The 23,632-nt window shown below is 39.4% G+C and carries 30 protein-coding genes; 11 read left to right on the forward strand and 19 right to left on the reverse strand.

All coding sequences use genetic code 11. The features are described from left to right. Window positions 1-463: 463 nt before the first annotated feature. The 4 genes from LC091_RS18385 to LC091_RS18400 form a co-directional block, all read right to left on the reverse strand. Entirely contained in the window at window positions 464-1,306 is an 843-nt protein-coding gene (locus tag LC091_RS18385) for a DegV family protein (RefSeq protein WP_226683480.1), read from the reverse strand. A 44-nt stretch (window positions 1,307-1,350) separates the two neighbouring features. After that, window positions 1,351-2,208 (reverse strand): amidohydrolase family protein, encoded by an 858-nt coding sequence (locus LC091_RS18390; RefSeq protein WP_226683481.1) that lies wholly within the window; start codon window positions 2,206-2,208, stop codon window positions 1,351-1,353. Window positions 2,209-2,359: 151 nt separating this feature from the next. Next, complete coding sequence (locus LC091_RS18395) at window positions 2,360-2,893, reverse strand: glutathione peroxidase (protein ID WP_226683584.1); 534 nt, start codon at window positions 2,891-2,893, stop codon at window positions 2,360-2,362. Between the two features lie 19 nt (window positions 2,894-2,912). Next, window positions 2,913-4,604, reverse strand: a complete 1,692-nt coding sequence (locus LC091_RS18400; RefSeq protein ID WP_226683483.1) for a formate--tetrahydrofolate ligase — start codon at window positions 4,602-4,604, stop codon at window positions 2,913-2,915. 202 nt (window positions 4,605-4,806) lie between these two features. Here LC091_RS18400 and LC091_RS18405 point away from each other — a divergent pair, with 202 nt between their 5' ends. Further along, the gene (locus LC091_RS18405) at window positions 4,807-5,982 is read left to right on the forward strand and encodes a diglucosyl diacylglycerol synthase (protein ID WP_226683485.1); all 1,176 of its coding nucleotides are present in this window, start codon (window positions 4,807-4,809) and stop codon (window positions 5,980-5,982) included. Window positions 5,983-6,013: 31 nt separating this feature from the next. On the opposite strand, the gene LC091_RS18410 is transcribed toward LC091_RS18405, so the two are convergent. From LC091_RS18410 to LC091_RS18420, 3 genes are all read right to left on the reverse strand, one after another. Then, a complete protein-coding gene (locus tag LC091_RS18410) occupies window positions 6,014-6,166 on the reverse strand; it encodes a DUF3934 family protein (protein ID WP_226683486.1) in 153 nt (50 codons plus the stop codon). A 103-nt stretch (window positions 6,167-6,269) separates the two neighbouring features. Beyond that, entirely contained in the window at window positions 6,270-6,959 is a 690-nt protein-coding gene (locus tag LC091_RS18415; protein WP_226683488.1) for an AIM24 family protein, read from the reverse strand. Window positions 6,960-6,974: 15 nt separating this feature from the next. Then, a complete protein-coding gene (locus LC091_RS18420) occupies window positions 6,975-7,655 on the reverse strand; it encodes a class I SAM-dependent methyltransferase (protein WP_226683489.1) in 681 nt (226 codons plus the stop codon). A 105-nt stretch (window positions 7,656-7,760) separates the two neighbouring features. On the opposite strand from LC091_RS18420, the gene LC091_RS18425 reads away from it, so the two are divergent. The 6 genes from LC091_RS18425 (at window position 7,761) to LC091_RS18450 (ending at window position 11,793) form a co-directional block, all read left to right on the forward strand. Next, on the forward strand, window positions 7,761-7,985 hold the full coding sequence (locus LC091_RS18425) for a DUF3892 domain-containing protein (RefSeq protein ID WP_226683490.1): 225 nt from the start codon (window positions 7,761-7,763) through the stop codon (window positions 7,983-7,985). A 23-nt stretch (window positions 7,986-8,008) separates the two neighbouring features. Next, on the forward strand, window positions 8,009-8,152 hold the full coding sequence (locus tag LC091_RS18430; protein WP_226683492.1) for a hypothetical protein: 144 nt from the start codon (window positions 8,009-8,011) through the stop codon (window positions 8,150-8,152). A 113-nt stretch (window positions 8,153-8,265) separates the two neighbouring features. After that, window positions 8,266-8,898 carry an FMN-binding negative transcriptional regulator gene (locus LC091_RS18435; RefSeq protein ID WP_226683494.1) on the forward strand — a complete coding sequence of 211 codons (633 nt, stop codon included), beginning with the start codon at window positions 8,266-8,268 and terminating at the stop codon, window positions 8,896-8,898. 305 nt (window positions 8,899-9,203) lie between these two features. Then, window positions 9,204-10,232, forward strand: coding sequence for an ABC transporter ATP-binding protein (locus LC091_RS18440; RefSeq protein ID WP_226683496.1), 1,029 nt, complete (start codon window positions 9,204-9,206; stop codon window positions 10,230-10,232). Continuing rightward, entirely contained in the window at window positions 10,195-10,986 is a 792-nt protein-coding gene (locus LC091_RS18445) for an ABC transporter permease (RefSeq protein WP_226683497.1), read from the forward strand. Before LC091_RS18440 ends, LC091_RS18445 begins: the two co-directional genes overlap by 38 nt. Window positions 10,987-10,989: 3 nt before the next feature. Beyond that, entirely contained in the window at window positions 10,990-11,793 is an 804-nt protein-coding gene (locus LC091_RS18450; RefSeq protein ID WP_226683499.1) for an ABC transporter permease, read from the forward strand. Between the two features lie 444 nt (window positions 11,794-12,237). On the opposite strand, the gene LC091_RS18455 is transcribed toward LC091_RS18450, so the two are convergent. The 4 genes from LC091_RS18455 to LC091_RS18470 all read right to left on the reverse strand — a co-directional run bounded on the left by LC091_RS18455 (window position 12,238) and on the right by LC091_RS18470 (window position 16,325). Then, window positions 12,238-12,990 (reverse strand): ABC transporter permease, encoded by a 753-nt coding sequence (locus LC091_RS18455; RefSeq protein ID WP_226683501.1) that lies wholly within the window; start codon window positions 12,988-12,990, stop codon window positions 12,238-12,240. After that, complete coding sequence (locus LC091_RS18460; protein ID WP_226683503.1) at window positions 12,987-13,706, reverse strand: ABC transporter ATP-binding protein; 720 nt, start codon at window positions 13,704-13,706, stop codon at window positions 12,987-12,989. The genes LC091_RS18455 and LC091_RS18460 overlap by 4 nt, the downstream gene beginning before the upstream one ends. A 101-nt stretch (window positions 13,707-13,807) precedes the next feature. After that, window positions 13,808-15,979 (reverse strand): DNA topoisomerase III, encoded by a 2,172-nt coding sequence (locus LC091_RS18465; RefSeq protein WP_226683504.1) that lies wholly within the window; start codon window positions 15,977-15,979, stop codon window positions 13,808-13,810. Between the two features lie 100 nt (window positions 15,980-16,079). Next, entirely contained in the window at window positions 16,080-16,325 is a 246-nt protein-coding gene (locus LC091_RS18470) for a hypothetical protein (protein ID WP_226683505.1), read from the reverse strand. A 198-nt stretch (window positions 16,326-16,523) separates the two neighbouring features. Here LC091_RS18470 and cspD point away from each other — a divergent pair, with 198 nt between their 5' ends. After that, on the forward strand, window positions 16,524-16,724 hold the full coding sequence (cspD, locus tag LC091_RS18475) for a cold-shock protein CspD (RefSeq protein ID WP_060663892.1): 201 nt from the start codon (window positions 16,524-16,526) through the stop codon (window positions 16,722-16,724). 86 nt (window positions 16,725-16,810) lie between these two features. On the opposite strand, the gene LC091_RS18480 is transcribed toward cspD, so the two are convergent. After that, the gene (locus LC091_RS18480; protein ID WP_226683507.1) at window positions 16,811-17,587 is read right to left on the reverse strand and encodes a metal-dependent hydrolase; all 777 of its coding nucleotides are present in this window, start codon (window positions 17,585-17,587) and stop codon (window positions 16,811-16,813) included. Between the two features lie 177 nt (window positions 17,588-17,764). Here LC091_RS18480 and LC091_RS18485 point away from each other — a divergent pair, with 177 nt between their 5' ends. Next, window positions 17,765-18,046 (forward strand): DUF2564 family protein, encoded by a 282-nt coding sequence (locus LC091_RS18485; RefSeq protein WP_404819702.1) that lies wholly within the window; start codon window positions 17,765-17,767, stop codon window positions 18,044-18,046. A gap of 385 nt (window positions 18,047-18,431) precedes the next feature. Here LC091_RS18485 and LC091_RS18490 read toward each other — a convergent pair whose 3' ends face one another. Both LC091_RS18490 and LC091_RS18495 read right to left on the reverse strand, forming a co-directional pair. Continuing rightward, window positions 18,432-18,620: a zinc-finger domain-containing protein gene (locus LC091_RS18490; protein ID WP_010193776.1), complete on the reverse strand. Its 189-nt coding sequence runs from the start codon at window positions 18,618-18,620 to the stop codon at window positions 18,432-18,434. A 23-nt stretch (window positions 18,621-18,643) separates the two neighbouring features. Continuing rightward, a complete protein-coding gene (locus LC091_RS18495; protein WP_226683509.1) occupies window positions 18,644-19,297 on the reverse strand; it encodes a reverse transcriptase-like protein in 654 nt (217 codons plus the stop codon). A 168-nt stretch (window positions 19,298-19,465) separates the two neighbouring features. On the opposite strand from LC091_RS18495, the gene LC091_RS18500 reads away from it, so the two are divergent. After that, window positions 19,466-19,858: a reverse transcriptase-like protein gene (locus LC091_RS18500; protein ID WP_226683510.1), complete on the forward strand. Its 393-nt coding sequence runs from the start codon at window positions 19,466-19,468 to the stop codon at window positions 19,856-19,858. Window positions 19,859-20,352: 494 nt separating this feature from the next. Here the strand turns inward: LC091_RS18500 and LC091_RS18505 are convergent, their stop codons facing one another. Further along, window positions 20,353-20,625, reverse strand: a complete 273-nt coding sequence (locus LC091_RS18505) for a DUF6123 family protein (protein ID WP_226683511.1) — start codon at window positions 20,623-20,625, stop codon at window positions 20,353-20,355. A 62-nt stretch (window positions 20,626-20,687) separates the two neighbouring features. Further along, window positions 20,688-21,176, reverse strand: coding sequence for a divergent PAP2 family protein (locus LC091_RS18510; RefSeq protein ID WP_226683513.1), 489 nt, complete (start codon window positions 21,174-21,176; stop codon window positions 20,688-20,690). A gap of 96 nt (window positions 21,177-21,272) precedes the next feature. Between LC091_RS18510 and LC091_RS18515 the strand changes: the two genes are divergently transcribed. After that, entirely contained in the window at window positions 21,273-21,413 is a 141-nt protein-coding gene (locus tag LC091_RS18515) for a small, acid-soluble spore protein L (RefSeq protein WP_226683515.1), read from the forward strand. A gap of 29 nt (window positions 21,414-21,442) precedes the next feature. Here the strand turns inward: LC091_RS18515 and LC091_RS18520 are convergent, their stop codons facing one another. From LC091_RS18520 to LC091_RS18525, 3 genes are all read right to left on the reverse strand, one after another. Next, on the reverse strand, window positions 21,443-22,312 hold the full coding sequence (locus LC091_RS18520) for a 5'-3' exonuclease (protein ID WP_226683516.1): 870 nt from the start codon (window positions 22,310-22,312) through the stop codon (window positions 21,443-21,445). Window positions 22,313-22,572: 260 nt separating this feature from the next. After that, on the reverse strand, window positions 22,573-22,707 hold the full coding sequence (locus LC091_RS20460) for a hypothetical protein (protein ID WP_264179390.1): 135 nt from the start codon (window positions 22,705-22,707) through the stop codon (window positions 22,573-22,575). Between the two features lie 73 nt (window positions 22,708-22,780). Next, window positions 22,781-23,620, reverse strand: coding sequence for a sulfurtransferase (locus LC091_RS18525; RefSeq protein WP_226683517.1), 840 nt, complete (start codon window positions 23,618-23,620; stop codon window positions 22,781-22,783). Window positions 23,621-23,632: the final 12 nt, after the last annotated feature.

Below are 23,632 nucleotides of genomic sequence, written 5' to 3' on the forward strand. Positions count from 1 at the left end.
GAGTTGCACAAAAACAAAACAAAAACACCTAGAAGAGTGGGGGCCTTGACAGTTTCGTTCATATCAGGAGGCTCACGGACCGCCCGCAGGCAAGCGAAGCGCCTGGAACGGAAATCAACTGTAATATATATTTTCCAATCTAATAAAAAAGCTAACGGCGACGTCTGGGGTTAACGGACGGTGCACATTAGCTAGAAAGGAGTGAGGAATGATGTATCCTCGGATTATGAATGGTTCTCAAATTGGAACTGCCTGGTTTGGAACTCATATTGTTCTTATAAGATGCAATTATTTAACCAATCAAGTGGTAGCCGTTTTTAAGAGTGACCACGCCCCATCCGAACCAACTGCTAGCAGCTGCGCTGAAACTTTGTCCAGATACCTTAGCATAGGTTATACCTTAATTGGAGCTTATCCCCTTGATCATAAAGAAATCCAATATGTCCTTCAATATCGCTGACTGTTATTCGTTGTACCAGGAAATGCCGATCGTATTAACTCCAGCATGTACGGCGATGGCAGTAGATAATGGAAAGCGATTAATTGGAATATCCGGATATTTTCCTTTCAGGTTGTCTACTAGCGCGTCCGCTTCCCCTATGTTTGTTCCGTGTAGGACAAACAGTTCTTTTATAGTTGAACTCCCGTGTGCTTCATCTAAGAAATCGATTATTTTCAATAACGCCTTCTTCTGTGTACGAACTTTTTCCGCGACATCTAATTTTCCATCTTTAATTTGTATGATCGGTTTTATTTGAAGCAGACTTCCTAGTAATTTTTGAACACCTGACATTCGTCCGCTTCGGTGCAATTGTTCTAGACTGCCTATCAAAACGTATATATCACATTTCGTGGCTAAATCATTTAAATGCTCTATAATCTCTTCATATGATTTCCCTGCTTCTTGTGCCTCGATTCCCTTTTTCACCATCGAAGATAAGGGAAAGGATATGACCTTAGAATCAATGGTGTGAACAGGAATATCCACTAGATCCCCAGCCTGAGTACTAGAGGAGACAGTCCCGCTCAGATGACTGGATAAATGCACGGAAATAATTCGATCATATGATTCTGCCAATTTATTGTACAATTCAACAAATGCCCCTACGGAAGGTTGCGATGTTTTGGGTGGAGTGTTACTTTGCTCAAGTTTTGTGTAGAAGTCCTCTAAAGATAAGGTCACTCCATCAAGAAATTCCTCTTCTTCAAAGTAGACTACCATTGGAATGCTGTAAACATCAGGATGATTTGTCAACATCTCGTCCAAATATGCTGTGCTATCTGTAACCCATGCTATTTTCTCCATTAAAAACTCCCCCTGTCCTCTATCTTTTTTCCTATTTTATTCTATTATTCTGATAATAATTCTTGCAACCGTGGGAATACCTTTAGAGCAGTGTCATAAAAAACTGCTTGATGATAGTCTTCTGGGATGATTTCTTTTATAAACGAGAGATAAGCTCCGACGGTAATTAGTGGCCAGTCTGTTCCAAACATCAATTTTTCGTAATGATCGCAATAATCCAATGCATGTAAGAGGTGTTGTAGAAATCTCGTTTTCTTGTGGCGGTTTATTTCCTGATTTGTGCCAACAATCAAACCTGAAAGATCAGCATACATATTTTTATTTTTATAAACGACTTCCGCACCATCCAATACCCATGGATCCCCGAAATGTGCCATCACAAACGTCACATCCCTGTTAAACACCGCCACTTCGTCTAATGTTAATGGATGAGAATACTTTAATAGTCCTCTTTCTGAATAAGTATCACCAGTGTGGAACACAACCGGTTGATTATATTTGGCAGCCAGCCGATATACGGGGGAATATACTTCATCGTATGCATAAAAAGGGTAGTAACCCAAATATATTTTCATTCCTACCACATTTCGCTTCTGAATTTCTCTTTCTAAGCTTTGTAAGTTTTCCTCCTGCAATTTATAGGGATTTATCCCGGGACAATAGCCCATGGTTGGAGGAATGGAGGTTGCCAGATTCAATCCCATCGGTGTATTACTTTTATAATCAGGGAATGCATTTGGTTCTGTCTCTGTGACCCCCATTGCTACAGCCCCTACCACGTTATAATCCTTCCATTCATTAAGAAGTCCTTCGTATGTATAGGAGAGTCTAGATATGCTTTCCGCGGTGTCCTGAAAGCTCTTTATTTTAGAAAAATGGACATGTGCATCTATAATCTTCAATAAGTTACTCCTTTCTTTGAATAGTGATATTATTATTTATTCGATAGTAATACAGAAAAACCCTTCTCTATTTTCAGAAAAGGGTTTGCTTTTATACTAGCTTTAATATTGTAAACTTATTCTTCATCCTACAAAAAAAGCAGTGAATTTATTATAGTAATTTTTCAATATCATTTTTCATTTTGGATGGAGAGGTTGCCGATGCAAAGCGCTCCACTACTTCTCCGTCTCTGTTAACCAGGAACTTTGTAAAATTCCATTTTACTGCTTTAGACCCCAATAATCCCTTTGCATTTTCTTTTAAATAGTCAAATAGTGGGTGAGCATCCTCACCGTTCACATCTACTTTTGAAAACATCGGGAACGAGACACCATAATTCAATTGACAAAATTCATTTATGTCTTCTTCTTTTCCAGGCTCTTGGTTTCCAAACTGGTTACATGGAAAGCCCAGCACCATAAACTTTTTGTCCTTATATTCTTTATAGAGCTCTTCTAACTCTTCAAATTGTGGTGTGAAACCACATTTGCTTGCTGTATTGACAATCAATAGCACGTAGTCTTTATATTCTGAAAGCGGTACTTCATTTCCTTTAATATCTGGCGCAGAAAAATCATAAATAGATGCCAATGCATTCACCTCATTTTTCTTTTTATTATGGATGAAGGTGTTTCCTCTGTCCATTAATTGTGTGTTCATTCACTTAGAACAAACCTACCGCTTTTCCTTCTTCATCAACATCCATCTTCAATGCTGCCGGCTCTTTCGGCAGTCCAGGCATTGTCATGATGTTTCCTGTTAATGCTACAATGAAGCCTGCGCCAACGGAAGGCTTCAGCTCTCTAATGGTTACAGTGAAGTTCTCTGGTCTTCCTATCATTTTCGCATCATCGGTTAGTGAATATTGTGTCTTGGCCATACATACTGGCAAGTGCCCCCATCCTTCTCCAACTATTTGCTGAAGTTGCTTCTGGGCAGCGGGCAACAATTCCACACCTGAACCGCCGTATACATTTTTCACAATTGCCTCAAGCTTTTGTTCAAGCGTATCTTCTGATTGATAGAGCGGTGTATAGGCAGGCTTTTTAGTCTCCATTTGTTCGAGTACCGTTTGCGCTAATGCTACACCGCCATCTCCTCCTTGTTCCCATACTTGAGTAAGGGCCATAGGAATATCATTTTCTTGACACCAATTTTTCACAAACTCTATTTCAGCAGCCGTATCTGTAATGAATTCATTAAGAGCTATTACATATGGCAGGCCAAACTTTTCAACTGTTTCCACATGCTTTTTTACATTTTCAATCCCTATTTTTAGTGCTTCCAGGTTCTCTTCTTTTAATTGATCTTTAGATATACCACCGTGCATCTTAATGGCACGAATCGTAGCTACAATAACCACTGCTTCGGGGTTAAAGCCAAGTGCAGGCGTCTTGATGTGCAGGAATTTCTCCGCACCAAGATCTGCTCCGAACCCTGCTTCGGTAACCACATAATCCCCTAATTTTGCTGCCATTTGTGTCGCAATCACACTATTACATCCATGAGCTATGTTGGCAAAGGGACCTCCATGAATGATGGCGGGCGTATGTTCCATCGTTTGAACAAGGTTTGGCATGCAAGCGTCTTTTAGAAGTAACGTTAAGGCACCTTCTACTTTTAGATCTTTTACAGTCACTGGTTTCTTTTCCATGTCATATCCGATGACAATTCTAGCAAGCCTCTCTTTTAAGTCAACTACATCTTTTGCTAAACAGAATACGGCCATAATTTCAGAAGCAACCGTAATATCAAAACCATCTTCTCGTGGAACACCTTGTGTTGGCCCTCCCATACCGATGACTACTTTTCTAAGCGCACGGTCATTGAGGTCAAGAACCCTTTTCCAAGTAATTCTTCTGGTATCTATCTTTAAATCATTTCCTTGATGGATGTGGTTATCAATCATAGCAGCGAGCGCATTATTTGCTGTTGTAATGGCATGGATATCCCCTGTAAAGTGAAGGTTGATATCTTCCATCGGCAACACCTGTGAGTACCCTCCGCCCGTTGCTCCACCCTTCATTCCCATTGTCGGTCCAAGTGAAGGTTCGCGCATAGCAATTATGGTTTTCTTCCCTAGCTTGTTAAGCGCCTGTCCAAGACCCACTGTTACAGTCGATTTCCCTTCTCCTGCAGGGGTGGGATTTATTGCCGTAACTAAAATCACTTTACCGTTTTGTTTATTATGTAAACGTTTTGTAATGTCAAGTGAGAGCTTTGCTTTGTACTTACCATAGAGCTCTATTTCATCTTCTTCAATATCAAGCAGACTTGCAATGTCCATAATCTTTTTCATAGAAGCTTGCTGGGCAATCTCAATATCGCTTAGCACAGCTGTCTTAGTATGCTTCATTCTTCATTCCCCCGATAAATGATAGACTTTTTTGTTTTTTTGCAATGCTATTATTGTACCACTATTTCTGAAAATTATGGATTGGTTCTGCTCTTATTATTTTGCCTGAAAAAATTTACATAAAATTTGAAAAACTTTAATTCACCCCTAATATAAGGGTGCTAGAATTTTTTTGTAGGTATTATGGTTAGGAGGGTTAAAGATGAGGAAAAAAGGTTTAAAAGTCATAATATTAACTGCTTCTTATGGAAACGGCCATCTACAGGTAGCTAATTCTCTTTACCAAGAATGCGTAAACAGAGGCCTTACGAGTGTAAAAATATGCAATCTATATGCAGAGTCCCATCCGTTCATTTCAGAAGTTACAGAAAAACTTTATACAAAAAGTTTTACGTATGGGAAGCAATTCTATAAACTTTTTTATTACGGAACGGATATCATTCAAAATAAAAAGATGCTTCGCTGGTATTACCAGTACGGTTTCAAACGGCTTACTTCCCTTATCCAAACAGAACAGCCGGACATTTTAATTAACACCTTTCCCATTAATGCCGTACCTGAATTCCGTCGTCGGACAGGAATAGTCATACCCACTTTTAATATCATTACTGATTATTGCCTGCATAGTCTTTGGCTCCATGACGATATTGATAAATATTATGTTGCTTGCAATGAATTGAAAGCAAAGTTACAATCACGAGGCGTGATGGACTCTAAAATTGTGGTAAGCGGCATCCCCATCCGTCCTGCCTTTTCACAAGCATATGACAAGAAGAATTTGTATGAAAAATATCAAATAAATCCTGAGAAAAACTTAATCTTACTTATTGCCGGTGCACATGGTGTGCTGAAGAATATTAAAGAAATATGTGAAACACTTCTCTTAAGTACCAATCATCAGTTAGCGGTAGTGTGCGGCAAAAATCATTCATTAAAAAACGAATTGGCACATTTAACTACTAGATATAATGATAGGTTCCATTGCTTCGGGTATGTAGAAAGAATTGATGAGCTATCCAAGCTTGCAAATGTAATGGTTACAAAGCCTGGTGGTATTACTCTCACAGAGGCTACTGCCACTGGCACCCCTCTTATCCTTTACAAGCCTGTTCCTGGTCAGGAAAAGGAAAATGCACTATTTTTCTCACAAAAAGGAGCAGCCTTGATAGCTAAAAACCAAGAAGATTTGTTGCTTAGAATTGAATCTTTACTTGTAGACAAACAGAAACAGTCCTCTCTTCAGTTATCAATAAAAAAACTGAATCTGCCAGCATCTCAAGAGGTGATTATGGAGGATATTCTCAACGAAAGCGAGAAGATATCACAGATTAATTTTTCCTCTACTATTAGATCCCAGAAAAAAAAGCTTGGAAGCTGATAATTAATGCTTCCAAGCTTTTTATTTTATTTTATTCCGATCCACTATTGCTTTTTGATTTTGCACCTTTACTTTTATAAGGTTTGTTGCTTTTGGCTTTGTTGGCTGCTTTTTGCCATCGGCTCCATCCCTTCTTACCTGTTCCGCGGCCAGTTCCTCCGCCTTTGCTCTTTCCACTACTCATTTGTTTCACTCCTATATATATAACAACTAAGATTATAAATTCGTTAAACATCTAGCTTACTACATTAGAGTGATTAAGCAAAGGTTTTTTATGTGGTGGAGTGCTATTCTCCGGTTGTGTATACTTCTTCAAACGGTTGAACTACCACAAAGCCGCTTCCGGCGAATTTCATTTGGATCGATTCACCACTTCCTCTACCTAAAAAAGTTTTCAATTGTACATCTGTAACAAACTCTGGCTGGAGGTTTCCTGACCAAGCTACCGTTGCATTCGGATCTGTATAAACAGGCTGTCCTGGATATACCATTAAAGTTAGCGGCTCATAGTGCGAGGTAAAGGCAACCATGCCACGACCTTCTAACCTTACATTAAATAGTCCGCCTGCCATCATGCCTGCCACTCTTCTCATAAGCTTAATGTCCCAATCCAACCCTTTTTCAAAAGCAAGTAGGTCGTTGCCATTGATATATATGTTGTCACCTTCGAGATCAAGGATTGTAATTTTTTTACCCTGATCAGCAATATACAGTTTCCCCTTCCCAGAGGCCTTCATAAGTTGTGAACCTTCTCCGGTAAGGGCTTTTTTCATCAGTTTACCTAAACCGTGTTCTAACATTCCTTCACGTTGAAACTTGATGGAACCCTCATAGGAAATCATTGAACCCATTTTGGCCCAAATATCTCCATTAAGATTCACCTCAAGTATTCTTTCCGTCTCTAACTCAAATAGACCTTGCCCTTTATCCTCTTGTTTACTTTTTTGAATAAATTGCTGAATGGAATACTTAGACATAAAAAAATCGCCTCCCTATTTTTTCTGCAACTCAAATACCCACATGAACGTTAACGCTTGCTTTAAAAAGCGAGGTAAATTAGTAGTATCTAGTTTTTTCGCTTCTTCCTTATATACGGGCATCCCGTCCAAAAGTTCCCAACCATTTTCAAGAGCAAGGCGTTCAAACTCCCATGGCATCATAGTGTTGCAGATTGCTTCTTTTCCATATAGCCTTTGATAACTATGTGCCCTTGGTCCGGCAGTTGGCCCTAACAACCCCAGAAACAATTTCCCTCCTGGCTTTAAAACTTTATGAAATTCATCTAATACTTGAAGAGGCTGTTCTACCCATTCAATAGAATTAATGGCCATCACGGCATCCATGGAATGATTCTGTAGCGGAAGTTCCGTCAAACTCCCTTTTTGAAATGTGATGTTAGTATGTACCCGTTTTTGCACAGCTCTTTCTATCATGGCTTCTGCTATATCCACTCCTGTTACGTGGTACCCGTTCTCAGCTAACAAGAAAGAACCAAAACCATCTCCACACCCTGCATCCAAAACATGAGCTTCTTGAGTTAACCTCTCTTTTATAAAAGGAATAATCGTTTTCCTGCTGCCGTTTAACCACATATTTTCACTGTTTTCATGCCAAAAATCTGCTCGCTCATTCCAAACCTTCTCTGTTTCTTCATTCCAGTTAAATTTCTTCATATGAAAGAATCCTCCCCATTTGAAATCTCCACTAACTACTTTGCAATCGAATAATTTTATTCTACAAGGAAACGCTACAATCGTATAGAGAAAGGAGGATCTACTTTGAGCGAAACATTTGTAGCAGTTCAGAAAAATGGCGATGGTGATATTACAGGGTTTAAAACATCCAGCGGCAGAGTTCTCTCCTATCAAGAAGCAATAAACGATGTAAATCAGGGCACTGTCCTTGGAGCAAATGTGTTTAAGGGTAAAGACGGCGAGATGTATATAAGAGGAAACGCCGACGGAGATCCAACAAACAACTTGGATAACTTACCGTTATATTAATTTAACAGAAGGAGCCAACCATCATGACGAAGAAATATAACAAAGGCGGCAGCCAAAATCAGAACAGCCCTACAAGCAGTTTTACATCCGGGAACGAAAAAGTTGCCGGGGATAATAGCAAAGGCAATAAGCGTAATAAAGATCAAAAAGATAAAACGGAGCTATAAACTTGAGAGCTGTCCATTTGGGCAGTTCTTCTTCTTTTTTCTCCACATATTCATAAAATCCTATATAATTTCATTAAGAGTTAGCCTATTGAAACTATAAAGGAGCTTTTACTATGTATATACCTAAGCAATTTAGAAAGGAAGAAACAAACGATATTATCCAATTTATCCGTGCAAACAGCTTTGGAGTATTATTCTCTCAACATGAAGGATTGCCAACTGCTACACATTTGCCATTCATCATATCTACTAAAGAGGATGGCAGCATTACATTACTTTCCCATATGGCAAAGGCAAATCCTCAGTGGAAAACACTGGACTCGAAAGATGCACTAGCAGTATTTAACGGACCTCATGCCTATATTTCTGCTTCCTGGTATGAAGAAGAGAATACTGTTTCCACTTGGAACTATGTAAGTGCACATGCTCAAGGGAAAGTAGAAGTAATACATGACGACCAGACGCTACTACATATCTTGAAAGAAGCAACAGATTTCTATGAAGAAGGGTTTGAGAAACCTTGGAAATTGGAAGATAACCTGGACACTGTCGAAAGTATATTAAATGGAATAGTAGGATTAAGAATAAAGATAGAAAACCTCCAAGGTAAATGGAAATTGAACCAACATCATTCAACCGAGAGAAAAGAACGTGTCATCCAACAGCTGAAAAAACAACCACACTATGACTCCATTGAAATAGCTAGATTAATGGAGTTGGACCTTCAACTCAACAAGAAAGAATGATCTACAATCAGATCATTCTTTTTGTTTTGGGGATATTCGCCACTCTAGCTGTTGATTGGAGCAAAAGGCGGAGACTCCTGAGGGAGATAGCGCTAGGTGGAGACCCCGCAGGCTTGCCGAGGAGGCTCCAGCAGTGCCCCTAGGAAAGCGAAGCCATTTGCGGAAATCAACAGCGGTGTTTACAAAAATCCTAATATTTATTTTAAAATACGCAAAAGAAATATCTTCCATATCCCCGTTAAAGTGTTTATAATATTCTCTTGTTAGTGCTTTCATTCGGAAAGGACAAGGAGGTTGTAAACAACATGATTGAAGTAAAAAACATCAGCAAGCATTACCGTTTGTTCGAAAGAGATCCAGGACTAACTGGTGCAGTAAAAGCTTTATTCAAAAGAAAATATATAAATAAGACAGCAGTAAACAATATTAGCTTTACCATTCCAAAAGGTGAAATTGTCGGATACATCGGTTCTAATGGAGCCGGAAAATCCACCACTATCAAAATGATAAGTGGTATTCTCACGCCTGACGAAGGCTCTGTCATAGTGAATGGCATCACGCCTTATTCAGATAGAACCAAAAATGCTAAAAATATCGGAGCAGTTTTCGGTCAACGGACACAGTTATTTTGGGACATTCCAGTCCAAGAATCTCTTGAACTACTAAAACATATCTACGAAGTTCCACAAGAAGTATATGAGAAAAATCTTGCGAAGTTTAAGGAAGTGTTAGATTTGGAAGCGCTTTTGCCGATTCCGGTCAGACAGCTTTCTCTAGGGCAAAAGATGCGTTGCGAGCTGGCTGCAGCCTTTCTACACAATCCATCCGTTGTTTATCTTGATGAACCAACCATAGGCTTAGATGCATCCGTCAAAATAAAGATTCGTCAATTCATTAAACAAATGAACAAGGAACATCAGACCACGGTCATTCTAACCACCCATGATATGCAAGATATAGAAGAGCTTTGTCATCGTATCATCATTATTGATAAAGGCAGTGTCATATATGATGGAAGCCTTCTTTCTCTTAAACAGCAAACAAGATTTAACCGTACAATCAAGCTTGAAATTGATTCCAATGACTTCTTCACCCTTCCAGCTGTCTTGAAAGCTTCTGTTCATTTAGAAATACCGGAGGAAGATCATCATTTTTTGCTCCATTTTAACAACACAAAGATTTCTGGAAGTGAAATTATGAAAGAGATTATGCGAGACTACCTCGTTCAAGATTTTACGATAACAGAACTTGGCATCGAGAAAGTGGTACAGGAAATTTACGAACGGGGGCCGGAACATGCTGAAGTACTTGGAGCTGTTAAAGTCTCAAATTAAAGTCGAGACCGCCTACCTTGCTTGGTATTGGGCGGATGTTGTCTCCACTTTGCTCCGATTGGTCATTATGTATTTTTTCTGGGTGGCTGTTTTCCAAAATCGAACCGAGATCTCTTCCATTTCCTTCGAATCCATGATTACATACGTAGTGATAGCTATGATGCTAGAAAACTATGTATCTGGTGCAGGAAATGAGATGGCCAGAAATATTAAAAATGGCGATATAGCGTTGGAGTTATTAAAGCCTTATGATTACCTGACTAAGTTAATCTTTATGGACCTTGGTTCTAAAGCAAACAGCTTTGTACGAACGACCATCCCTATTTTTCTTGTAGCCATTATTTTTATTGGTATTGAAGCACCTCCATCTTTCGAGGTTGCTATATTGTTTTTGGCCAGCATGGTGGTTGGAATTTTAATCGGGACTCAAATTGACCTTATTATTGGCGTGTTGGCGTTTTGGACAGTCAATGTGTGGGGAGTGAGAGTGTTACGAGAGGCAATTGTTAAATTCTTTTCAGGAGCCCTCATTCCACTTACTCTATTTCCGGGTTGGTTTCAGGAAGTGAGCAGCTTTCTGCCGTTTCAGTCCATGATCTTCGTACCTGTAGCAATATACACAGGTCAAATAAAAATGGGTCCTGATGCTTTCATTGCTTTTGCAACCCAATTGTTTTGGCTAGCTATCTTATTTGTCGTTGTCCGAGTTGTTTGGACGCAAGCTGTAAAAAAAGTAACCGTGTTTGGAGGGTAGCCTATGTGGAAAAAGTGTAAACGATATACATTCTTATACGGAAAATACTTTAGCAATCACTTAAAGGTGATGATGGAGTATAAAGCAGACTTTTTCATCGGATTGTTCTCTGTCATGGTCCAACAATTCACTGCACTCTTCTTTTTGAAAATTGTATTTGACCATATAGAAGTCCTGAAGGGCTGGACTTTTTATGAAATTCTTTTCATCTATGCCATTGCCTTTTTAGGTCGCTCTATTCATCATATTTTCTTTGATAATTTATGGACGCTCGGATGGCAGTATATTCGGTCGGGTAACTTTGACAGACTTCTGCTAAGGCCAGTCAATCCCCTTTTTCAAATTGTAGCGGAAAGGGTACAGCAGGATGGGTTCGGCCAGTTAATCATAGGTGGGATTGTTCTAACAATCGCTAGTGTAAATTTAGAGATTGAATGGACAATACAGAGCTTGCTTTTATTATTAGTTTTCATTATCTCAAGTGGAATTTTATTTGTAGCCATTAACCTGTTTTTCATAACTTTTTCATTTTGGATGGTAGACAGTCTTCCTATTGTCGTTTCTGTGTTCCAGTTAAGTGAGTTTGCAAGATACCCTTTGACTATTTATCCAAAGGCTGTCACATTGATCATCACTTGGCTGATTCCATATGGATTTACTGCGTACTACCCCGCAACTTACTTTTTTGAAAAAGAATCCGTGGTCGCAATGGCTCTCATAACCCCTGGTATTGCCTTGGTTTCATTTGTTATTGCATACTGGTTCTGGAACAGAGGAATTCGGGCATTTACTAGTACAGGGAGTTAATAACCAAAGTAAAAACATTAGTATTGGTGGAACGCCGCTGTTCCTTTCCGCTAATGGCGTCGCTTTCCGCGGGACGGTGCTTGAGCCTCCTCGCTGCGCTGTGTGGTCTCAAGCTACCGTTATTCCCCCGCTGGAGTCTCCGCCATTTGCTTCAATCCACAGCTGGAAATTAGGTAGACGATACGTTAATATTTTTTCAATTAACTCGGTTAGATCCCTTTTTATTAACCCTCGGTGAATGAAGCCACCTAGTTGATTGGAGTGGAAGGCGCGCAGACGCCCGCGGGAGGAAGGGACAGGTGAGACCCCGGAAGGCGAAGCCTGAAGAGGCTCACGGACCGCCCGCAGGCAAGCAAAGCGCCTGGAACGGAAATCAACTATGTCATATGTTTTTTAAAAATGAAAAAAGCCCCTCTTGGTGAGTTGGCTTTTTTTGCTGTTTATTTATCTCAACCTCAAAAGTTGTTTTCTGTTATTAAATAGTGTCGGGTAAGATAATAATCCCAGCATGATGCTTGTGACAGATGCTGTGGTTAGTAATAAAAAGACGATAAGTAATTGAAATTGAACTGCTTGAATGGGACTAGCTCCAGCGATGATCTGACCGCTCATCATTCCCGGCAACTGGACAAGTCCAATTGTCTTCTGACTTTCAATCGTTGGAATCATGCTTGCTTTAATGGCCTGTATCAACTGGGTATGTATCGCCTGTTTGGTGGTCCCGCCAAGGGAAAGAATCAGGTCGATTTCGTCCTCTCGTGCTTCTATTTCAGAAAGGAACCTATTGAGAAATAGAATGCCGAGTACCATTGAATTACCGATAATCATACCGCTTATCGGAATGATATACTGTGCAGTTGCAGGAATAATATTGAATCCAATTAAGATTCCTTGTGTCAGCACTTCAATAAAAATGAAAGTAATGGCCACCTTCCATGTGATTCCTTTTATCGGGGTCTTCTTTCTTGCAACATTTTGAACAGCGGCCCCAATAATAATCAGTACCATTAAAATGATAAAGAAGTATCCATCTGATTCAAAAACGAACGTCAGCAAGTAGCCAACGATAAATAACTGAACAACAGACCTGATTACAGCAATTATCGTGTCTTTTTCCAACCCAAGTTGAAATGTTTTAGAAAGGACGATTGGAATAACTACAAAAATAAGGGCAATTGCGAGAGTAAAAGCGCTCATTTCAACTCCCCCTTAAGAAAAGCTTGAACATGTTCGTTTGTTGAGTTTTTGATAGCCTGACTTTTCCCTGCTTCTAATAATTCTCCATTCCATAAGATCCATGTATAGGTTCCGACTGTTAAAGCCTGATTCAAGTTATGGGTTATCCATATTATTGTGGTGCCGTACTTTTTGCTTACCCTTTGAATTAATTCATCGATCTCTTTTTGTGAAGTTTGATCCAATGAAGAAGTTATTTCATCCAACAGTAACACTTTCGGACGATTCACAAGTGTCCTTGCAATGGATAACTTTTGTCTTTGTCCACCTGATAAATCCTTCACATTCTGATGCAAATGGCTTTCTTCGAGTCCGACTACATTTAAGATGTTGATTGCCTCTTCCTCTTCAAGAGAGCGCTCTTGCAGCCTTAAAGGTAGTGATAAATTATCAAAAACATCTCCATCAACCATCGGTGCACTTTGAAGGGCAATCCCAACTTGCTTTCGAAGTTCTGTCGGTTCATAGTTATTTAGGTCTTTACCATTTATGATTATTTCACCCGATGTAGGAGTTAAAAGCCCGTTAAGCATCTTCAACAAAGTGGTCTTTCCCGCCCCAGAGGGTCCGACAAAGGTAGTGATTTCTCCTTCTGTAATGCCACCAGAAATACCTTTAAGAATAAGTTTATCATCCGTTTTGAACTGCACGTCCTTTAACTTTATGGCCTCCTTCAACGGTACCCCTCCTTTCCATTTTATAGTACATACTATACCCTTGTTTCTAAAAAAAATAAGGCCGAGCAGCACAAGCCCCGACCTTTAACATTATTAAAAAGCTAGAAGACAAATTGCAATTTATCTTCTTTCAACTCTAATGAAGCATTAAATACCTTTTCTCCTTTTTTAAAACCTTTGATTTCCGACGTTTTTCCTTCTGTTAAGAGTTTTTTCGCATTTGATGCAGAGATGGTTTTTCCGAGTATTTTCTTGGAAATGGTGAAGTTGCATTTATTTGAAGTGTAGTTTGAGCATCCATAAAACGAACCTTTGTCCACTACATCTCCATTGCACTTTTTACACGAACCGACCTTTGTTCCTACTCCGGCAGAACCACGTCCCTTGCGCTTTCCTTTTGAATATTTGAATTCACTAATATCCATTCCTTCAAATGACCATTGCGCGCTTTCATTCTTTGCATCCTCTATCAATTTTATGGAAAGTTTCTTTGCCTGTTCCATGAATTCCTCAGGTGATGCTGTACCTTGACCAATTTCATGTAGACGTTGCTCCCATTTTGCAGTCATTTCGGGACTCGCTAAAATACTAGATCCAATCGATTTAATCAGCAGCTTTCCTTTATTAGTAGCGAATACCTGATTTCGTTTGACATCAATATATTTTCTATCCTTTAATACACCGATTATCCCGGCGCGTGTTGCTTCTGTTCCAAGGCCCTCCGTTTTATTCAGAACCTTGGTGAGCTCTCCATCTTCTAAATGTTTGCCGGCTGTCTTCATCACCGTAATGAGTTGTCCTTCTGTATAACGTTTAGGAGGCTGGGTCTTTCCTTCTTTCACTTTTACGTCATGAACACGCCCTGATTCTCCGTGTTCAAGGGAAGGTAGATCTTGTTCATCTTCATCTGTTTCCTTTTCTTTTTTATTCCCATAAATGACAGTCCGCCAACCTGCCTGAACCTCTTCTTTTCCTTTTGAAAGAAACGTGGCTCGTCCACCTACTAGTGTATGTATCGAAGTGTAGTCAAAAATCGCCTTATCGTAGTGTGCAGCGATGAGGCGTTTTACGATAAGTGTATAAATTTTCTCTTCATCCGGTGACATTTTAGATGGATCTGTCACCTGCTCTGTTGGTATGATGGCGTAGTGATCTGTTACCTTTTTCTCATTCACCACCCGTTTATTATTCATGACGGATGAGAATGGAAGCGGAAAATAATCTTTAAATGCGTTAAAAACACTCAATTTTTGCAAGGTTTCAGGAAACATGCCTGCTTCTTCCTTTGTCACAAAGCTAGAATCAGAACGAGGATAGGAGATGATTCCTTTCACGTAAAGTTTTTGTGCAACCTCTAATGTTTTTTGTGGAGAAAATTTATATAGGCTATTGGCAGTAGCTTGTAAAGACGAAAGGTTAAAGAGAAACGGCGGCTGGAATTCTTTACGTTCTTTCTCGATGTTTTCTATTTTCGCTTCTTTTCCTTTACAGAACTGCACAATCTTTTCTGCTATATTAGCATCGTCAAGTCTTGACTCTTCTTCCTTATGCCATTTACCTTTATATTTCTTTCCATTCATATCAAAAGTGGCCAGCACTTCCCAAAACGGCTTTGATACAAAGTTTTCAATTTCGAGCTCCCTTTTTACAATCAACGCCAATGTAGGGGTCTGTACTCTTCCTGTAGAGAATACATCAGATATCCCCTTTTGTTGCAGAAGCAAAGTATACGCTCGGGAAGCATTCATCCCCACCAGCCAATCGGCACAAGATCTACTTAGGGCTTCATAATAGACATTTCTTGTTTCATGCTCCTCTAAAAGGTTCTCAAAACCTTTTTCAACAGCCTTAGGAGTTAAAGAGGAAATCCATAGCCGTTTTAGTGGTTTATGACAATTGCTTACAAGGAGAATGATACGTATGATTGCCTCGCCTTCCCGTTCCGCATCACCTGCCATAATTACTTCAGAAACTTCAGGGTGATGTACTAATTTTTTGACGGTTTGAAATTGCTTCCATTTGGATTTGGTTACTTTGTGTTGGAATCTTTCGGGTATGATTGGGAGAGTTTGCAGGGACCAGCGTTTCCACGCCTTATCGTATTCTTCCGGAGTCAACAGTTCACACAGATGTCCAACAGCCCATGTAAGCAAGGCACCTTTTGGGAACATCGGTTGTGGGGGAATCTCAACATAGCCATCCTTTTTCTTGTAGGAAAATGGAGCAGCAAGCTTCAATCCTTGATCTGGCTTTTCAGCAATAATTAATTTCACTACATCTTCCACTCCACTCTATAAATAAATGTAGGAAAAGAGGGTGCATCCCTTCTCTTTTCCTACATTTATTATAAAAGCAAAACATTTGTTTGTATAGTTACACGGTCACAATATTTTTTCTGGGCACTATGTTCTGGACAGTTATTAATGGATATGCACTTTGTTGAGTTTCTCCAATTATGAGGTATTCATCAATTTTTAGCGCGAAGGTGTCCATGAAATAAATAACTTGTAAGGATTCCTGCAAATTATTGTAGATGGTCTCCTCATCTAGTGAATACAATTGGAGATTCGTTTTAATCCGCAATATCATTTCCCTACCTTCAAATTTCGTCCGCAGCATAGCTTATCCCTCCTTTACCTATATATATGAGAGGAATAAGAAAATAAAACAGGTACAAAGTTTGAAACCTTGACTCTTATAGAGGAAATATTGTATATTGAAGTTGTCATTTAACCGCTTTCTTTTTAGTTGGAAATTGGTTGTGATAATACAATTTCACGGCACATTTGTGCGCTATTTTTAGGAGGAAAAAGAACAATGCAAAACGGTAAAGTAAAATGGTTCAACAACGAAAAAGGTTTTGGATTTATCGAAGTAGAAGGTGGAGATGACGTATTCGTACATTTCTCTGCAATCACTGGTGAAGGTTTCAAATCCTTAGAAGAAGGCCAAGAAGTTTCTTTCGAAATCGTTGAAGGAAACCGCGGACCACAAGCTGCTAACGTTTCAAAACTTTAATCTAAAGTTGTAAAAACATATATGAAAAAGGGAGAGACCATTATTTGATTGATGGTCTCTTTTTTCGGTTAATATTCAAAGTCTGATTATAAAATTATCTCTTCTCCATAGCCTATTAAAACAACTTTAGTACTTTCTTCTTGTGCAAGTAATTCAGCAAGCTCCCCATCTCTTCCAATCATATTTCCTACAACTGGAAAAGCTTGAATAAGTTGATCAAAAGTCTCTACAGAAGTAGCTGATTCTCTACTTGGAAAAGTATGACTTGGAATAACGTATTTCACATCCAATAAGTGGCGGACGGCATATGCTGCTTCCGCAGGACCCATAGTAAATTGTCCAGAACATGAGAGTATAGCTATTGATGGTTCGTATACAGCCTGAAATAACTTCATATCCAACATTAATGCTGTATCTCCAGAAAAATATACTGTTTGATCATCTAGAAAATTTAAAATATATCCAGCAGATTCACCTGCATAAATCGGCAGACCTTCTGTTTCTCCATAGCTAGAGGTATGTTTTGCTTGAACCATGGTTGCTTTTAGATCACTAAATGCAAAGGAACCTCCAAGATTTATTGGATATATGTTTTGAAAACCTTTTTGCATCAGAATCATTGCCAGTTCATATTGAGCAATAACTAATGCATTTGGATTATACTCTCTGAATTTTTCCAGTCCGCTAACATGGTCAAAATGACCATGGGTTAACAGAACGCCTGCAATGGATGATAAAAACTCTTCTGATTGATATTCTTCCGGACACCCTGGATTCATATCAAAAAAAGGGTCGATTAAGTACTTTTTACCGTTTGCTGTTGTAAAAACGTACATTGCGTGGCCTAAACGTAATATTTTCATTGCCGCCCTCCTAAATGGATAATTTTACCTATAACATACTTCTATATTATAAGTGACTTATAATCAAGCACACAATGCTTTTTATAATTTTCTGTAAATTATTTTGTTATATAAATAATATGAAGTGAATATCTTTTGCCTCTTTTACCTATTCTAAAATAAGAAGGAGGCTGTATAATGGATAAACAACAATATAACAACAATACTGAATTGCACACAGGATATAATGATTTGTCTCAAGTTCAGGTATCCATCCAATCTGCAGAAAAAATGGTGGGGTCGGCTACTATGAGCCTTGATCCTGAAGCTATGGATCATGCAGAAAGAGCCATTTCTAATGCTAGATCTTTACTTAACGATGCAAAAAGTGCAGGAACGGGACTTGATACCGATTTTCTTCAAAATTGTGAACTATCCCTTTCTCAATGCGAACATCAGCTTTCTGAAGCACGAAAATAACCGCCTAAATGGGCGGTTTTTTTTGTTTTATTTCTTTGTCACCGAGGTCTTCATATCAGCGATGAGGACTTCCCTTGTCCTTTTTCCTTGTCACTAAGGTCTTCATACCGGCGATGAGGACTTCCCTCGTCCTTTTTCCTTGTAACAGAGCTCTTCATACCGGCGATGAGGACTTCCCTTGTCCTTTTTCCTTGTCACTAAGGTCTTCATACCGGCGATGAGGACTTCCCTCGTCCTTTTTCCTTGTAACAGAGCTCTTCATACCGGCGATGAGGACTTCCCTCCTCTTTATTCCTAGTCAGTAAGGTCTTCATCACGATGATAAAGAATTATCCACTATTGTTATTTCTTAAACAAAGAAAAAACCAGCCGGTAAAGCGCTATATCATTTGCGCTCCACTAACTGGTCTCCTAGTTTCTTGATTTCAGCACCTACTGTACATTCACTGATACAAAAAGATTGAGCATGCGTCTTTCCATAATCTTTACGCAACGTTTGCTTAACCAGACACTCCGTACAGTACGTATCTAAAATTTCACCAACTTCCAAAAGTATCTTTTTTCGATTAATCATTATTTATTGTCACTCCTATATATTCACACTTGCAGTTTACTTTCTATTGGTGTTCCTTCTAATGCCTGTTTGGCCAACTGATGTGACTCTGTATTGTCTTTTCTTGAAACAGGTTTAAATACTGGCTTGATTTTAAGCTCCTTCAACTTTCCCTCTATCTTATCTAGCCAACGATTAAAGAGGTCATCATAACATGGCCATTCCCCAGAAAGCTGATTCAAAACGACAAGGGAGTCGCCCTTAAAAGTGACTTCCATTGCACGAATTTCAAGATTCTCAAGTTGTTGAACCAGAAAATAAAAAGCAGCATACTCCGCTTCATTGTTGGATTCTAATTCTTCAAGCCTTGCATTAATTCTGTATCTGTAGTCTTTTCTATTTTGATTATAATAAACCACATTTCCGATTCCCGCCAGTTTTGTGTCTACGTCGTATCCACCATCAAAATAGGCAACAACATCTGAGATCCCTGTTTCACTCTGCTTAATCCACTTGTTAATTTCTTTTTTCGTCCATTCTGAACCATCCTGGTCAAAGAAAGAAAGACGCTTTACTCTCCCCGTCTTTTCTATATCTTCAGCAAGCCTAAGAGCCAGCCTAATATCAAGTTCATCACTTTTAAAGGTGGTCTCAATGTGCTTTGGAGTATGGTAGTGCCATTCTAAAGTCAATTTCATTTTGTGGGTATCCCCTTTACTACTAAGTGATTCTTACTTATACCCGTTCGCAGTAAAAACATGGGCATTATGGCTTTAATACTTTGTTATTATTGTGTATTCTTATCTTATCACAGGACATATCGAAATATGTTCGTGTAACACTTTTTTAATAGGCAGGGGAATGGAATGATTGAAGTATACATTGACGGGGCAAGCGCTGGGGACCCCGGTCCTTCTGGAGCTGGTATATTTATTAAAGGGCATGGTGGAGCTGAACAATACAGTATTCCGCTTGGAATGATGTCAAATCATGAAGCAGAGTTTCATGCATTGATCGAAGCATTGAAAATATGTACGAAACAAGGCTATCGAATTGTTTCTTTCCGTACTGACTCTCAGGCGGTGGAGAGCGCGATGGAAAAACGATTTGCAAAAAAACAGCAATATCGGGTGCTGTTGGAGGAAGCTTTGCGCCTTTCTGATCAGCTTGAATTATTTTTTATAAAATGGGTGCCAAGTAAAGAGAATAAGGTGGCTGATGAGTTGTCAAGGAAGGCGATACAGTTTAACAATAATTGATAGTGTGGTGGAATTTGAGTTCTCTGTTACTGTTTGAGCTATTAGTGTGCTGCTTCGGGCACTGAGACGGCTTCTCTCTTACCGTTTTGCGTTTTGATGAGCTACTTCGGGCGTTGAGACGACTTCTCTGTTACCGTTTTAGGTTTTGCGAAGCTACTTCGGGCGCTGAGACGACTTCTCTGTTACCGTTTTGCGTTTTGGCGAGCTGCTTCGGGCGCTGAGACGGCTTCTCTGTTACCGTTTTGCGTTTTGATGAGCTACTTCGGGCGCTGAGACGGCTTCTCTGTTACCGTTTTAGGTTTTGCGAAGCTGCTTCGGTCGTATAGAACGCCTCTATATTACCAAACAACCTTTTCCAATCCTGCTTCAGGCATATAGGATCCCTCTATTTTACTAGAAACCCTCTTACCAAGCTGCTTCGGCATATAGAAGGAGCCATTCAACTTCACGCCCCCAACAACAAAAAAACTTCCCCATAAAATCAGGAAAGTTCTCTAAATAATCTTCTTTTCCTTAGCCAATTCAAAAGCTGCACGTTTGGAGTGAATCTGTTCCTGTTTAATCATCTCCAAGAATGATACAAAAAAACTTCCATCAAACTGCTTTTGGGCTTTTAGTGTAATTTCTATGGCTATGTTGACTAAATAGTCTGAGCTATCTGTGTAGTGCTTTCCAAACTCTATAAAACCAAGAGAATCTTCTCCGAATTTAAATCCCCTTGCGGTAAGTTGTTGAAGGTAATCTTCTGTACTCCATGATTTGTTCAAGTTTATCCATCCTTTTGTACGTCCCCTTCTTCAATTTTACCGCAAAATTTGTCGTTTGCCCATTAAATTTTGTCCCAAAGTTCCAATTTTTTCTTTTTAGGCAACAGGCGCATACCAAATAATGCGAGAGCAATACCGAATAAAGCTCCTCCAACTACTTCCTCCGGCTGATGCCCCAGCCGTTCTTTTAAACGCTTTTCCAATTTGTCATGGACATTCTCATCAGGTTTTCCCTCAAGTCTATCCAACTTTTCAGCAAGGTCATTTACCGCAAGAGTAATCTCTCCTGTTTGTCTTCTCACTCCCTGTGCATCATACATAACGATTAGCCCAAAAATGGCAGAAAGCGCAAAATCTATCGTTTTAAATCCCCTTTTCATCGCAATGATAGTGGCCAATGCAGATACTCCAGCCGAATGTGAGCTCGGCATCCCTCCCGTTTCAATGAAGGTACTCCATTCCCATCTGCCTGTTCTAAGAAATTTTATTGGAATCTTTAAAAATTGTGCCAATAAGATGGCACTTAAAGCAATTTTAAGTGGTCGGTTCAAACTAATCACCTCTTGAGTAGTTTGAGTTATTTTTGATATCACAATACAACATAATTTTTAGCTGAAAAAGGAAAACTACTAACGGAGGTGAGAAGCATGAGTAAAAATAAATCAGCAAACAGAGGCAAAAAAGCACCTGGGGTAAACCCTCAAGGATATGGTCAAGATGCGGAGTTTGCGCAGGAAGTAAATTCCAAGCTTGAAAATAAAGCGAGAAAAGATAACACAAAACGCTAAAGAAGAGAAGATGACTTGCTCATCTTCTCTTAACAAACTTTATCAATAAAACCATGCAAATTCTTGAACTCGAGCTCGTCAAATTTACTTGCGACTTTGTTACGATCAATCGTGATGGTGGCGTCATGCAATTCACATGAAACAGGGACATCACACTTGATTGTAGCAAGCTCCCTTGATAGGTGCAACAATTCCAAGCTGTCTTCAAATTTCTGACGTTGACTTTTGGTAAGGGCTGAGAGATTTTCTAAAATCCCATCTACTGTTTGATACTCCATCAACAATTTTGTAGCAGTCTTTTCTCCAACACCTTTAACTCCAGGGTAGTTATCACTGCTGTCCCCCATTATGGCTTTTAGGTCAATGAGTTGTTGTGGCGTAAGGCCTTTTTTCTCATAAAAGCCATTTTCGTCTAAGACTTCATAGTTGCCGTAACCTTTCATTAACAACGCTACTTTAATATTTGGTTTGATTAGCTGCAAGACGTCTTGGTCACCAGTCAGAATGATGACTTCTGCTTCTTCCCGATAAAGTTCTGCAAGGGTTCCTAAGCAATCATCAGCTTCAAAGCCTGCAAGTCCAATATTGGGAATGTCGAACGCCTCAACCACTTCTTTAACTAGATCAAATTGGGGAATCAACTCTTGTGGCGGTGCAGGTCTGTTTGCTTTATAGTCATCGAACATCTCTGTGCGGAACGTTTTGCTTCCCATGTCCCAGCAGCAGACAACATGTGTTGGTTCGAACGTTTCCATGGAAGTAATCATATGTTTAACAAATCCCTGAATAGCATTCGTTGGGATTCCGTTGGATGTATACATGAAGCGATTATAAACACTTGTTGCGAAAAATGAACGGAATAATAAAGCCATTCCATCTATTAATAATACTTTTTTCATAAGGACACTCCCTCTCTATTCCGATTTTTTATTATAGCATAAATTAGAGTTGGAGGACAGGCACTCATAAATAGGTTGTGAGGGGCAAATGTTCAAAAAAAAGAGGTCAATTAGTCAAAAAAGGAGATGATTTAGTCAAAAAAGGAGATGAATTAGTCAAAAAATCCGCTCAATTAGTCAAATAACCATATCAATTCATCAAGAATCCATTTATCTCCTAATTAATAAAGCCATCACCCCTAAAAGTGATGGCATACATACTATTGGTTTTTCTTATTAGTCATTTTAGCTGCTTCGTATTCCGCATAGGAAGCAAACTCTGAATCCATGTTGCCTTTTTGTTTAACGTTATTGTTGCGCTGTGCATTGGCATTACCTTTTTTCGTACGTCCCATTCTAAATCTCCTCCTTCATATGGTGGATCTCTTATAGTTTGCGCAAGAGAAACCCATTTCAGTGAGGGTAAATTTAGTTCTTTATTTTAGAAATTGGGTTGTCTGTGTAACTTATCCAATCACTCCAGCTACCGGCATACATCTTTACTTTTTCATAACCAGCTTCTTTAAGTGCTAAAAATGTCGGGCAGGCAGTTACACCAGATCCGCAGTAGACGACAATTTCTTTCGAAGGATCCAGAGAAGAAAACCTTGCTTTCAACATTTCCGTCTCTTTCCATTTTCCATTCTCTACATTTTCCATCCAGAAAAAATTAAGTGCGCCTGGAATATGGCCTGCAACCTTATCGATCGGCTCTTCAACCCCCTTATAACGGTTAGGTTCTCGCGCATCAAGAAGATATGCGGAACCACTTTCGAAGGTGGATAGTTGTGATTTGACCTCATCCATATCCATTAGTAATTCTTCTTCTACTTTAAACGTAAATGTACCGCGCTTTTCTTGTGAAGGCACTTCTGCTGTTACAGGATAACCTTGCTTCACCCATTCACTGTAGCCCCCATTCATAATCCCAACATCCTCATGGCCCAACATTTTAAGCAAAAACCACAGCCTTGAGGCCATCGCACCGTTTTGGTCATCATATAGAAGGACCTTGCCTTCATCATGAACTCCAATGCTTTCTAGTTTCCGATGAAGTTCTTGAAAATCTGGCAACGGATGTCTGCCCCCATGTGAACGGACTGTACTGGATAAATCTTTATTCAAGTCCATATAGTGCGCCCCTGAGATGTGATGTTCGTTATATTCTGCCCGGCCCTTATCCGGTGCCGGAAGATGAAAACGACAATCAATGACCGTGAGTTCATTTAAATGTTCTTTCACCCAATTTACCGAAACAATATGCTTCATGCTTTCCCCTCC

It is taken from the genome of Sutcliffiella horikoshii (assembly GCF_020524325.1).
Classification (GTDB): domain Bacteria; phylum Bacillota; class Bacilli; order Bacillales; family Bacillaceae_I; genus Sutcliffiella_A; species Sutcliffiella_A horikoshii_D.

What these genes read in the sequence shown, in the direction of transcription:
- LC091_RS18385 (WP_226683480.1), bottom strand. Translation starts at nt 1,306, where the DNA reads ATGGAGAAAATAGCATGGGTTACAGATAGCACAGCATATTTGGACGAG.
- LC091_RS18395 (WP_226683584.1), bottom strand. Translation starts at nt 2,893, where the DNA reads ATGGACAGAGGAAACACCTTCATCCATAATAAAAAGAAAAATGAGGTG.
- LC091_RS18400 (WP_226683483.1), bottom strand. Translation starts at nt 4,604, where the DNA reads ATGAAGCATACTAAGACAGCTGTGCTAAGCGATATTGAGATTGCCCAG.
- LC091_RS18405 (WP_226683485.1), top strand. Translation starts at nt 4,807, where the DNA reads ATGAGGAAAAAAGGTTTAAAAGTCATAATATTAACTGCTTCTTATGGA.
- LC091_RS18410 (WP_226683486.1), bottom strand. Translation starts at nt 6,166, where the DNA reads ATGAGTAGTGGAAAGAGCAAAGGCGGAGGAACTGGCCGCGGAACAGGT.
- LC091_RS18415 (WP_226683488.1), bottom strand. Translation starts at nt 6,959, where the DNA reads ATGTCTAAGTATTCCATTCAGCAATTTATTCAAAAAAGTAAACAAGAG.
- LC091_RS18420 (WP_226683489.1), bottom strand. Translation starts at nt 7,655, where the DNA reads ATGAAGAAATTTAACTGGAATGAAGAAACAGAGAAGGTTTGGAATGAG.
- LC091_RS18430 (WP_226683492.1), top strand. Translation starts at nt 8,009, where the DNA reads ATGACGAAGAAATATAACAAAGGCGGCAGCCAAAATCAGAACAGCCCT.
- LC091_RS18435 (WP_226683494.1), top strand. Translation starts at nt 8,266, where the DNA reads ATGTATATACCTAAGCAATTTAGAAAGGAAGAAACAAACGATATTATC.
- LC091_RS18440 (WP_226683496.1), top strand. Translation starts at nt 9,204, where the DNA reads ATGATTGAAGTAAAAAACATCAGCAAGCATTACCGTTTGTTCGAAAGA.
- LC091_RS18445 (WP_226683497.1), top strand. Translation starts at nt 10,195, where the DNA reads ATGCTGAAGTACTTGGAGCTGTTAAAGTCTCAAATTAAAGTCGAGACC.
- LC091_RS18450 (WP_226683499.1), top strand. Translation starts at nt 10,990, where the DNA reads ATGTGGAAAAAGTGTAAACGATATACATTCTTATACGGAAAATACTTT.
- LC091_RS18455 (WP_226683501.1), bottom strand. Translation starts at nt 12,990, where the DNA reads ATGAGCGCTTTTACTCTCGCAATTGCCCTTATTTTTGTAGTTATTCCA.
- LC091_RS18470 (WP_226683505.1), bottom strand. Translation starts at nt 16,325, where the DNA reads ATGCTGCGGACGAAATTTGAAGGTAGGGAAATGATATTGCGGATTAAA.
- cspD (WP_060663892.1), top strand. Translation starts at nt 16,524, where the DNA reads ATGCAAAACGGTAAAGTAAAATGGTTCAACAACGAAAAAGGTTTTGGA.
- LC091_RS18480 (WP_226683507.1), bottom strand. Translation starts at nt 17,587, where the DNA reads ATGAAAATATTACGTTTAGGCCACGCAATGTACGTTTTTACAACAGCA.
- LC091_RS18485 (WP_404819702.1), top strand. Translation starts at nt 17,765, where the DNA reads ATGGATAAACAACAATATAACAACAATACTGAATTGCACACAGGATAT.
- LC091_RS18490 (WP_010193776.1), bottom strand. Translation starts at nt 18,620, where the DNA reads ATGATTAATCGAAAAAAGATACTTTTGGAAGTTGGTGAAATTTTAGAT.
- LC091_RS18495 (WP_226683509.1), bottom strand. Translation starts at nt 19,297, where the DNA reads ATGAAATTGACTTTAGAATGGCACTACCATACTCCAAAGCACATTGAG.
- LC091_RS18500 (WP_226683510.1), top strand. Translation starts at nt 19,466, where the DNA reads ATGATTGAAGTATACATTGACGGGGCAAGCGCTGGGGACCCCGGTCCT.
- LC091_RS18515 (WP_226683515.1), top strand. Translation starts at nt 21,273, where the DNA reads ATGAGTAAAAATAAATCAGCAAACAGAGGCAAAAAAGCACCTGGGGTA.
- LC091_RS18520 (WP_226683516.1), bottom strand. Translation starts at nt 22,312, where the DNA reads ATGAAAAAAGTATTATTAATAGATGGAATGGCTTTATTATTCCGTTCA.
- LC091_RS20460 (WP_264179390.1), bottom strand. Translation starts at nt 22,707, where the DNA reads ATGGGACGTACGAAAAAAGGTAATGCCAATGCACAGCGCAACAATAAC.
- LC091_RS18525 (WP_226683517.1), bottom strand. Translation starts at nt 23,620, where the DNA reads ATGAAGCATATTGTTTCGGTAAATTGGGTGAAAGAACATTTAAATGAA.